The 10,433-nt window shown below is 29.2% G+C and carries 10 protein-coding genes; 9 read left to right on the top strand and 1 reads right to left on the bottom strand.

All coding sequences use genetic code 11. The features are described 5' to 3' along the window. Window positions 1-176: 176 nt before the first annotated feature. The gene (locus K0040_RS18880) at window positions 177-380 is read right to left on the bottom strand and encodes a C39 family peptidase (protein WP_228110273.1); all 204 of its coding nucleotides are present in this window, start codon (window positions 378-380) and stop codon (window positions 177-179) included. Window positions 381-737: 357 nt separating this feature from the next. Here K0040_RS18880 and K0040_RS18875 point away from each other — a divergent pair, with 357 nt between their 5' ends. From K0040_RS18875 to K0040_RS18835, 9 genes are all read left to right on the top strand, one after another. Beyond that, complete coding sequence (locus K0040_RS18875) at window positions 738-2,042, top strand: D-alanyl-D-alanine carboxypeptidase family protein (protein WP_228110272.1); 1,305 nt, start codon at window positions 738-740, stop codon at window positions 2,040-2,042. Window positions 2,043-2,685: 643 nt separating this feature from the next. Further along, window positions 2,686-3,306 (top strand): DUF3786 domain-containing protein, encoded by a 621-nt coding sequence (locus K0040_RS18870; protein ID WP_228110271.1) that lies wholly within the window; start codon window positions 2,686-2,688, stop codon window positions 3,304-3,306. A gap of 74 nt (window positions 3,307-3,380) precedes the next feature. Next, window positions 3,381-3,593, top strand: coding sequence for a heavy-metal-associated domain-containing protein (locus tag K0040_RS18865; RefSeq protein WP_228110270.1), 213 nt, complete (start codon window positions 3,381-3,383; stop codon window positions 3,591-3,593). A 417-nt stretch (window positions 3,594-4,010) separates the two neighbouring features. Continuing rightward, entirely contained in the window at window positions 4,011-4,217 is a 207-nt protein-coding gene (locus tag K0040_RS18860) for a hypothetical protein (protein WP_228110269.1), read from the top strand. Between the two features lie 93 nt (window positions 4,218-4,310). Further along, window positions 4,311-5,738: a spore germination protein gene (locus tag K0040_RS18855; RefSeq protein ID WP_228110268.1), complete on the top strand. Its 1,428-nt coding sequence runs from the start codon at window positions 4,311-4,313 to the stop codon at window positions 5,736-5,738. Between the two features lie 60 nt (window positions 5,739-5,798). After that, window positions 5,799-6,452 carry an FMN-dependent NADH-azoreductase gene (locus tag K0040_RS18850; RefSeq protein WP_228110267.1) on the top strand — a complete coding sequence of 218 codons (654 nt, stop codon included), beginning with the start codon at window positions 5,799-5,801 and terminating at the stop codon, window positions 6,450-6,452. 120 nt (window positions 6,453-6,572) lie between these two features. Then, a complete protein-coding gene (locus K0040_RS18845; protein WP_228110266.1) occupies window positions 6,573-7,967 on the top strand; it encodes a TldD/PmbA family protein in 1,395 nt (464 codons plus the stop codon). Further along, complete coding sequence (locus tag K0040_RS18840; RefSeq protein WP_228110265.1) at window positions 7,968-9,311, top strand: TldD/PmbA family protein; 1,344 nt, start codon at window positions 7,968-7,970, stop codon at window positions 9,309-9,311. Window positions 9,312-9,566: 255 nt separating this feature from the next. After that, the gene (locus K0040_RS18835; protein ID WP_316720002.1) at window positions 9,567-10,088 is read left to right on the top strand and encodes a YczE/YyaS/YitT family protein; all 522 of its coding nucleotides are present in this window, start codon (window positions 9,567-9,569) and stop codon (window positions 10,086-10,088) included. Window positions 10,089-10,433 lie beyond the last annotated feature (345 nt).

Here is a 10,433-nt window from a genome sequence, read left to right as displayed (position 1 = left end):
ATTTCTTTTTTATTTTTCATTTTAATACCTCCAAAAGTTTAATATGAATATTATTCCAAACTTACCAATTTTACATACAAAAAAGACTGTAGGTAAGTTTGTTTTACACAAATCTACCTACAGTCCCGGCGATTTTTAACCTGAGACTTTTTTATGTTCTTTTAACTATCTAACAACTAAAGCCTTTTTCTGATTTTATTGTAAATTGATTCGAATTTAGTCTTACATACACTGTATTTACCTTTTGCAGGATCTGTTATGTAAAAATCATCATCATCAACACCAATAACTGTCATGACATGAAGATTTTTATTTGGTGGCTTTTTCATTTCTTTGGCTATAATAGTTTTTGAAACATTCACACCTTTAAACTGTAGCAACTGATCAAGAGAAGTTGCCTCACATCCAATAGGTGAATCAGGATATTAGCTTATATATAGTACATTTAATATTACACTTTTAGTATTACTTAAATACTCACTTTTAACATAAGTAGTTTTGCCATTATAAGTAAATTTTCTCCCCCATAATTATATTACTTGCACATTACAATATAGGGGTAAATTTACGGCAAAAAAACTAAATATTTTTTTAAATACATGGGGAATGTCTTGACAAATTATGTAAAAATTATGATATAATTATTGCATTGCTTTTAATTATAAGAATAAAATTATTCTTATTTTATGAAATTTTATAGTGATAACTAGTAATACAAAAGGGAAAAGAGGTTTTAAATGAGAAATAAATCTTTTAATACATTTATATTAACTATTTTATTAGTAATATGTACATCTTTAAGCAGTGTAGCAAATGGATTAAATAATACAGGTGATATACCGAGTATAATTGCACAATCGGCAATAGTTATGGATATGGACACAGGAGAAGTTATTGCATCGAAAGATGCAAAGATTCAAAGGCCTGTGGCAAGTACAATAAAATTACTAACATCCTTAGTTTTTGCAGAAAATACTTCTAAGGGAGAAGTTATACAATTTACACAAGAATCACTAAAAACTACTCAAACAGCACTTAATAACTTGAAAAGAATAAATGTGGGTGACAAAATTTCAAGCGATGATCTTATGAAAGCTGTTATGGTTTATTCAGCTAATGATGCTGCATATTTAATGGCAGATTCTGTGGCAGGAAATTACAAAGATTTTGTGAAAATGATGAATGATAAAGCAAAAGATCTTGGAGTAGAAGATACAAAAGTAGTAAATCCGTGTGGCTTAGAAGCTAATGCAGTAGATCCAGATAATAAGGAAATTAATATGTCAACAGCCTACGATATAGCAGTAATAGCAAAAGAAGCTTACAAAAACCAATGGATTAGAGAAACAATATCAGATCAAAGTCCAAATATAACAATTAATATAGAAGGAGAAACTGTACCAATTAAATTAAGAAACAAAATCCTTGGTCAATATGGTAATGTAGGTGGAAAAACAGGTAATGAATCTCAAGCTGGTCATTGCTTTGTTGGTTTCTTCCAAAGCAAAGGCAGAAATCTAGTTACTATAGCTCTTAATTCTGATTATGGAATAGATGGCACAAATGTATTTAATGACACAAAAACTATTGTAGACTATGGCACTGCAGCTGAAAAACAAGTATTTAAAAAGGCTGGAGAAGAAGTTGGAGCAATTGAACTTCAATACAGAAAGTACGGTATAATTGGACCTAAAAAGAATATAACAGCTCCAATTATAGCAACAGAAGATATTATGTATTATAAGAATCAAATTAATGATGAAAATGTAAAAATAGAATACAATAATGAAAATAAAAGTGCCTGGAAGTTGGCAAATAAAGATGTGAAATTTAATTTTACTCTACCTAATTACTCATCAGAGGTAAGTGGAAAGGTGAATTTAAGTAAATTAGGTTTACTTAAAATTTACGCATCATCATTTATTATATTTATAATAAAAACTTTAGCAGTACTTGCAATAGTAGCGTATATTATTAGATTAATAAACTTAAGAAGAAAAAGAATGAGAAGAAAAAAAAGAAACAATAAGAGAAAAAAATAATATTGTCATAGAATTAGCTCCTCCTTAGTTTAACAACTTATAAATTTTAAACTAAGAAGGAGCATTTTATTTTTGATATGAACTTTTGGATTAGTATTAGATTTATTTATAACATCAACTTAGATAGATTTTCCATATAAACATTTATCCATCTCATAGCATGACCCCATAATTTTGTTTTTGTACATTATGCTCTGATTATGGTGGTGTGATGATGATTTTTGTATGAGAGAAGGGCGTAACAAAAAAGATACGACCTGAAAACAGTATTTTACAATACGAATGATATTATAAGTTATATAATACTTTACAATAGATCCAAATACGAATTTTGTATATTTTTAATTTATAATAATAAGAGACTTGGGTTAACACTTTAAAAGTGGTGATATGTAACTAATATGCTATTATTGTAGTAAGGGATTATTAATTGGATAGAAGACATCTAATTGGCTGATGAATATGGTAAAAAAACAATATATAAGAATGAAAGAAAAATTAGATAAAGTATGAAGAAAGAAAAATATGATGCAACTATAAATTTATAGAAACATATTAAATGAAATATAAAAATATTATAAAACTTACAGAACTTTATGGTGAGAGAATTAATTAAAGTTAAGATACAAGGGAGGAGAGTTATATGGAAGATAAAAAAATAAATAGAGCTTTTAATGAGATGTATATAGCAGCCAGGAAACGTTTGGAGAACAAATCACCTGTAGATATTGCTAAAAATACGGGGGTAGAATTTTGTGAAGAAACATCAACTTTTAAAATAAAGAGTTTAGATAAGATTATTGAATTGACTTATCCATCATATGAGCCTAAGGAAAAGTTAGAAGATTGGCATACTTTAATTTTACTACATTATCTAGATATAGGAGATGGCACACCTGTATCTTTTAAGGCAGTTCATTTTGGTGAATTGAAAGATGGACTTATAAGAGGAGCTAGGTTTGATAAAACTGTAGAGATAGAACTAAGTCGTTTTTTAGCTAATAAGAAACCTGAAGAAGTGATAAAAGTGTGTAAATCATTAGGTGGAGAAGTTATAAAATCTAAATTTGATTTATGTGTTGTGTTTTATCTTTTTCCACACTATCCAGTAACTTTAAATGTATGGTTTGCAGATGATGAGTTTGAAGCAGTTGGGAAAATGTTAGTTGACAAAAGCTCAGATGATTATCTTACAATAGAAGATGCAGTTTTAGTTGGGGAACTTATGTTAAGGCGTATTTTGCAAAGGTATGAGGAAATATAACTATAAATTCATAATTTCTACATATTTTAAAAATATAATTAAAGTAGTAAATAGATATTTAGGAGGAATAAAAAATGAGCAAAAAGCTTTTAATTGAAGGTATGAAATGTAAACATTGTAAACAAAATCTAAAAGAAGCACTTACAGAAGATATTGATGGTGTAGAAGTTTTAGATATAAGCATAGAGGAAGGATATGCACTTGTCAATATGAATGAGGATGTACATATTAATGATATAAAAAATATTGTAGAAGATTTAGGATTTAAACTAATTGATGTTAAATAAAAGTAAATAAAGTCGCCTATTCTATGACTTAATTAATCATGGAAAAGGCGACTCTTTTTTTCTTATCTTACCATTAACCATTCTTCAAATAATCCCCAGTTATGTTTAGTACAAAGACCATACTTTAAAGGTGAAATATCAATATTATGAGGATAGAAATTGTTTATAAAAACAGAAATAAACACATTTGCTATATTTAGTTTTGGGATGCTATTGGGATAAATAGCTGAAGTTAGCAGGGCATGATTATAAAACCAATATGATATAACAGATGAAACATATGCCAATGAAAATTAAATAAATGAAATTTATAGAACAGGAGATAAAGTATGGATAAATATTTAGATTTTTTTCAGAGCCACAGACCATGGCCAAAAAGTTTAATACAGAATAACTTTAAAGGGCTAGGCAATGTTTTTGAATCAGAGGAAAGTTTTTATTCGTACTTTATTTAGCAATAACAGTAGTATATTACAAGATATAGGTATATGTAATATATGTAATGAAAAAATATACGTATCAGATTTATCTCATGAAGAAAATGGATGGATATTTAATCAAAACGGTGAGCTAATATCTACAGGATTTAAAAATAGAATTAAAATAAAAACAAAAATAAAATGAAAAAAATGGTGTACTATAGCATATTTTGCAATTAATAAAATTTCAATCATATATTTTAATAAATAGTAGAAAATAAATATATTAAGGATTGAGGTGATTAATATTAAACTAACTAAAAATGTGAACCAAAACTATACCAATATCTTATCCAAACTTAAAGTTAAAAAAAGTTTTGATTTAGTTTCAAGAGAAATAAACATTGGAGGTAGAAAAGCTTACCTATTCTTTGTTGATGGATTTATGAAAGACGAAGTTGCAGAGAGAATATTAAATAAATTCATTTCTATAACAAAAGAAGAAATGGATAAAGTAAATAAAATTACAGATTTTATGAATTCCTATATAGCTCACATTGAAGCGGATAAAGAAAACGATATTGATAAAATAGTGTCTGGTGTACTATCTGGACCAATGGCTATAATTATAGATGGATTAGACGAAGCAATTATGTTAGATGTACGTACTTATCCAGCTAGAGGCCCTGAAGAGCCACAAAAAGAGCAAACTTTAAAAGGTGCAAAAGACGGGTTTGTTGAGACTTTAGTAATGAATACGGCACTTATAAGAAGAAGAGTAAGAGATGAAAATTTAGTTTTTGAAATGATGAATGTAGGCAACAAATCTAAAACCGATGTTTGCATAGGTTACATAGAAGGACTTGCCAAAACAGACAATATTGAATTAATAAAGAAAAAAATAGAAAGTATTGATGTAAGAGCATTAGTAATGGGAGATCAAAGTTTAGTTGAAACGCTGACAAAATCAAAATGGTATAACCCATTTCCTAAAATAAAAACTACACAAAGACCAGATGTGGCATCAGCCCACGTATTAGAAGGTAAAATACTTATATTAATAGATACTTCGCCAAATATTATAGTAGTTCCAGTAAGTATTTTTGATTTTATGCAAGAAGCAGATGATTATTATCAACCTATAATAACGGGAAATTATTTGAGATTTATTAGAAATTTAACATTATTAATCACATTGACTTTGACTCCAGTGTATTTATTGTTAATAGAATATATTGATAGACTACCAGCATGGATAAAATTTATTGAACCAGAAAAAGGCTATGCAGTACCATTAATAATACAGTTTTTATTATTAGAGTTAGCGGTAGATGCTTTAAAACTTGCTTCATTAAATACTCCAGGTACTTTAGGAATGTCAGTATCTGTCGTTGGAGCGCTAATACTTGGAGATTTTGCTATCAAAACAGAATGGTTTGTTCCTGATACCATCCTATATACTGCTATTGTATCCTTAGGAGGATTTGCTCAAACAAGTATTGAGTTGGGATTTGCAATAAAACTGTGTAGGATGCTTATATTAGTTTTAACCTCGTTATTTAAAGTATGGGGATTTATAATAGGATTGATAATTACATTAATACTACTTGCTACAAATAAGACTATAATGGGACAATCATATATTTACCCATTATATCCATTTGATGGTAATGCATTAAAACATTTATTATTTAGAACACCAATAAAATCTAATGAAAAGAAGTGAAGAAATTATTAGAATAATAATTAAAAATATTCCCTATTAAAATAATGTAAGGAGTAAATTATGGAGAAAAAATTACTATATATAAGTGTTAACTCAAAGCCAGAGCACTTATCATCATGCAAAACTGTTGCTAGAACATTTATCAATAAGTTTTTAGAAAAAAATAAAGATTTTAAAGTTGAAGAAGTTGATTTATACAAAGATCATATTCCAAGGCTGGAATATCAATATTTTGAAGATAGAAATTGTATAATAAAAGAAGAAGATGCAAAGAAATTACCTAAAAAAGACCAAGATGAAATAAAAATAATAAGAGACTTATGTGAACAATTTAAAGGTGCTGATATGTATGTAATAGCTGCACCTATGTGGAGTTTATCTTTTCCTGCACCCCTTAAAGAGTATATTGACTGTGTAGTACAAGTTGGAAAGACGATTACTTTTGAGAAGGGCAAGAAACCACAAGGACTACTAAATGATAAGTACAGAGCATTAGTTTATGTTGAATCTGCTGGAGGAAATATACCTTTCTTACTAGATCCTATAATGGACAAAGGTGAAAACTATGTATCAAGCATAATGAAAACACTGGGAATTAAAAAAGTTCATGAACTTAAAGTGGATAATACTGGAACAACAGAAGAAGAAAGAAAAGCGGCTTTAAATAAAGCTGAAAATGAAATAGATGATATGATAAATAGTTTGAAATTTTAATTTTAAAAAAGATTTGCAAAAGAGAAAAAGGGCGTTACATTTTTGTAACGTCCTTTTAAAATATGTTAAAACTACCGTAAAAATTGGTATAATATACATATACCAAAAAGGAGGAACATTATGATTTCAAAAGAAATAGCAATTAAAGTGCTAGAAAAATGCCTAATCACAGGTGGGGATTTTGCAGAAATCTTTGAAGAAGACTGCATAAATAACAACCTAAGTCTTATAGATAGTAAAATAGAAAATGTTCTAGGGGGAAGAACTTACGGAATAGGAATAAGAATTTTTAAAGGATTTAACAGCGTTTACGCATACACAAATGACAACTCTCTTCAATCTATGCTAGACACTGCTTACAAAGCAGCTTTAGCTTTAGGAAAAGTTACGAATGAAGAAAAAATAATAGTACTAAATAATTGTAAAAGAACTACAAACATTAATCCAATAAAACTAAGTCCAAGTAGTGTAGATTATCAACATAAAATAAATGTAATGAAAAAAGCTTATAAAAGTGCAAAAGATTTCAACTCTAACATATCACAAGTAAGTGTAAACTACTTAGACAAAGAACAAAATGTGCTAATTGCCAACACTGAAGGATTATATACAGAAGACAAAAGAGTAAGAACTAGACTTTCCATAACTTCAGTGGCATCAAAAGGAAATGAAAATCAGACAGGACATGAAGGACCTGGAGCTTGCAAAGGCTTTGAACTATTTGAAGATATAGATCCAGAGTATTATGGAAAAGAAGCTTCAAGAGTGGCATATACTATGCTAAATGCGAAAAACTGTCCAGCAGGTCAAATGACTGTTGCCATAGACAACGGATTTGGAGGAGTTATCTTCCATGAAGCTTGTGGACACTCACTTGAAGCAACATCAGTAGCCAAGGGTAACTCAGTATTTACGGATAAAATAGGGCAGCAAATTGCATCTAGCAAAGTTACAGCTATAGATGATGGAACCATACAAAATCACTGGGGTTCTGCCAACGTAGATGATGAAGGAACTCCAACGCAGAAAAATATCCTAATAGAAAATGGAATTTTAAAATCATACATGGTAGACAAATTAAATGGACGAAGAATGAAGACTAAACCTACTGGAAGTTATCGTAGACAAAGTTACAAATTTGCTCCAACTTCTAGAATGACAAATACATTTATAGCAGCAGGAACAGATAAAACAGAAGATATTATTAAATCCATAGACAATGGTCTTTATGCAAAGAAAATGGGTGGAGGTTCTGTAAACCCTGTAACTGGAGAGTTTAACTTTGCTGTGGCAGAGGGATATCTAGTTAAAAATGGTGAGATAAAAGAAGCAGTAAGAGGAGCCAGCTTAATAGGCAAGGGAAGTGAAGTTCTTATGAATATAGATATGATTGGAGATAATTTAGCTCAGGCTCAAGGAATGTGCGGTTCATCATCTGGCTCTATTCCAACAAACGTAGGTCAGCCTATGATAAGAGTGAAAGAGATAACAGTTGGTGGAAGGAGTGAAGAATAGATGGAATTTTTACAATTTAAGAATTTATTATTTGAAAAAGCAAAAATTGCTGGATTTGATGAGTGTGAGATTTATTTTAGTGATGGCGAAAGTATAAGTATCTCTGTTTATGAAGGAGAAGTGGAAAAGTATAATTTAGCTAAGTCTTTTGGTCTTTCTTTTAGAGGAAAAATTAATAATAAAATGGGTTACTCTTATACGGAAATATTAGATGAAGTGGCTATTGATATGTTAATAAACAGCGCTAAAAATAGTGCTACATTAATTGAAAATGATGATGAAACTTTTATTTATGTGGGAGATAAAACATATAGTGAAGTAAAAACTTATTCTAAAGAATTAGAAAATATAGACCCAGGTAAAATGATAGATTTAGCATTAGATTTAGAAAAAGAAGCTAAAAATTACTCAGAGAAAGTTGTAAATATAAATGGTTGTAAAATTTCTTATTCTTCATCAAATTATGGAATTTACAATACTAAAGGTTTAGAACTAAATAATAAAGGTAATATCCTAACGTCTTATGTGGTGCCAGTAGTGCAAGATGAAAGTGGAAAAAATGATGGTGTGGGTTATGTGGTAGCATCTTCTTTAGATGAAGCTAAACCAAGAGAAATGGCAGCTCAAGGTGTGGAGGATGCCTTATCAAAATTAGGTGGAAAAAGCATACCATCAGGAAGTTACAAAACAATTATATATAACGAAGCAATGGTACAGTTATTAGAAACATTCGCATCAACTTTTAGTGGAGATGCAGCACAAAAAGGTTTTTCACTTTTAAAAGGAAAAGAAGGGCAAATGATAGCTTCACCAATTGTTACCATAGTAGATGACCCACTAATGGAGGGTGGTCTTGCATCAGCTCCTTTCGACGATGAAGGTGTGGCAACTTTTACAAAGGAATTAGTTTATGAAGGAAAATTAAACACATTACTTCATAATTTGAAAACAGCTCATAAACAAGGTGTAAAATCTACAGGAAACGGGTTCAAAGCTTCTTATGCTTCATCTGTTAGCGTTAGTGAAAGTAATTTATATCTTAGAAAAGGTGAAAAGTCTTTTGAAGATTTAATGAGTGAAATAAATGAAGGTGTAATTATAACAGACTTAGCAGGACTTCACTCAGGAGCAAACACTGTAAGTGGAGATTTCTCTCTTGCAGCAAAAGGATTCTATGTGAAAAATGGTAAGAAGACTTTCCCAGTGGAACAAATCACACTAGCAGGTAATTACTTTGACTTACTTAAAAACATAGTATCAGTAGGAAATGATTTAAAATTCCCAATGAGCAATGTAGGTTCACCATCTGTAATAGTTACAGGGCTTTCTATAGCAGGAAAATAATAAATATAGAAGGAATCAGTTATGGGAAAATCAGCTGAAAAAATTAAGCTCACTGTAAGATAATGCAGTGGGCTTAATTTATTACATAGCAAACAAATGAGCTATACATATAATTAATGTGACATATAATTATTAAACAATTAACGGGGAAACGTTGACAGCATCGTTAGATTATAATATTCTACAAAGGAATGTATTCAAAAGTTATATTTAAAAATAATTGAATTAAATTATGAATAGGGGGAGTAAGTACAAATGGAGAAATTGTGGAAGTCTATTAAAAAAATAACAATGTTTCTCATAGGGATGGCTATTATACAATTTGGAGTAGCTTTATTTATAAAAACTAACATAGGGTCAGATCCATTTACAGTTTTTACACAAGGAATTGCAAATAGTTTAAATGCTTTGGGAATGAGTATTTCTACTGGAAATGCAAATAGAATAATATTAGTAGTATTATTTTTAATAATTTTACTAATTAATAAAAGTCATATAAAAATAGGTACATTAATATGTGTTATTGGTATAGGACCAATTATAGATATGGGAGTATATTTAGTTTCTAATTTACCAATAGAATCATATAGTTACATAATAAGAATGATTTTAGTTGCAGGGGGATGCTTTTTAATTGCCATAGGATTTTCAATTCTATCTTCAACGAATGTAGGTGTGGCACCAAATGATATCATACCCTTTGTAATAAAAGAAAAAATAAACTTTGAATATAAGTACATCAGAATTCTACTAGATGCAATATTTTTAACTGTATGATATTTTTTAGGAGGAACTATAGGAATAGGAACAATTACAGCAATGTTTGCCACAGGTCCTTTTATACAAATGTGTTTGCCATATGGTCAAAAACTTGTTAATTTTATAGTTATGGAAAATTTAGATTTTAGTAAGGCATAAAATTTAATATTATAATTAGTAGACGTTATAAAAAGATAGTGAATTTAAGAGGATCTCACTATCTTTTTTATATTTAAAAAGGGACTGTAGGTAGATTTGTGTAAAACAAACTTACCTACAGTCTTTTTTGTATGTAAAATTGGTAAGTTTGGAATAATATTCATATTAAACTTTTGGAGGTATTAAAATGAAAAATAAAAAAGA

It is taken from the genome of Terrisporobacter petrolearius (assembly GCF_020748185.1).
Classification (GTDB): domain Bacteria; phylum Bacillota; class Clostridia; order Peptostreptococcales; family Peptostreptococcaceae; genus Terrisporobacter; species Terrisporobacter petrolearius.
Note: the sequence above shows the minus strand (reverse complement) of the source record. Positions and strands in the feature narration are given on the sequence as shown.